Origin of the sequence: Rhodococcus sp. A14 (genome assembly GCF_011603105.1) — a bacterium.
Classification (GTDB): domain Bacteria; phylum Actinomycetota; class Actinomycetes; order Mycobacteriales; family Mycobacteriaceae; genus Rhodococcus_F; species Rhodococcus_F opacus.
The window spans coordinates 1-936 of sequence record NZ_JAAOQS010000287.1 but is presented as its reverse complement, the minus strand read 5'-3'; the positions used below and the strand labels follow the sequence as shown (position 1 = coordinate 936).

Below are 936 nucleotides of genomic sequence, written 5' to 3'. Positions count from 1 at the left end.
CGGCAATGACCGCCGTCGTCAGGCCGGCGGCGGCGCCGAGACCCGAACTGATCCCGAACCCCAACGCCAGCGGCAGCGCCACCAGCGCGACGATCAGCCCGGCGAGCAGGTCCGCGCCCGGGGCACCGGACGCGGGTGTCCACTCACCCCAGCGCGGCAGCAGCGCGGCCACCGACCGCGCCGCCCGCACGAGGGCGCTCTCGGCCGCGTCGGCCGGGCCGGTGGGGGTTGGTTCGGTCATCGACGTTCCTCGGTAGTGACGGCCAGCGGGCCATCTATTCTATAATTGCTAATGTTAGCAAGTAACCATCATGGAAAGTTGAGTGAGGCGGGTAACCTCGATCATTGCCCTGCGGTGCCGTGATCAGCGCTGCCCGGTATGTGAGCGCGGCGGCCTGGTCGTCGCCGGCACAGGACAACGGTTTGCGCCCATACCCGGCCCGCGTTCGGGCCGACCCCGCTCGCCCGACGACCGTGACGCGCTCCACCGTTGCGGCGGCCGTCAGAAGCGGGGCTGCGCCCACCGGGATTCCCCGCCCCTGAGCACGGGGTCGCGCCGGGGATCGATGGTGACGGCGTAGCCGGACGCGGCCGCGGCGAGGCGCTGCCGGAGGGCGGCGAGTTCCTCGCGCAGGACGTCGGGCAGTCTGTTGCCGCCGATGGTGGCGAACCACTCGTCGATCAGCCGAAGTTCGGTGATCCATTCCGTGGGGTCTACCCGTAGCGCGGCGGCAATCTTGGCGTGGTCGAACTTCAGGCCGGTCAGGTCGAGGTCGCCCGGGGTGGGCACGTGGCCGATCGGGGTCGCCTCGGCTTCGGCGGTGCCCTCGATCCGCCGCAGCGCCCACTCGAGGATCCGGGAATTCTCCCCGAAGCCCGGCCAGAGAAATTCGTCGTCATCGCCGCGGCGGAACCAGTTGACGTAGAAGATCTTCG

The 936-nt window shown here is 70.2% G+C and carries 2 protein-coding genes; both read right to left on the bottom strand.

Translation table 11 applies throughout. From position 1 onward, the window contains the following. A partial coding sequence (locus tag G9373_RS45435; protein WP_346842855.1) for a SulP family inorganic anion transporter occupies positions 1-241 on the bottom strand: 241 nt, incomplete at its 3' end. Between the two features lie 261 nt (positions 242-502). Further along, positions 503-936, bottom strand: a 434-nt coding sequence (locus tag G9373_RS45430) for a phosphoenolpyruvate carboxykinase domain-containing protein (protein ID WP_167121372.1), incomplete at its 5' end; no start/stop codon positions are given.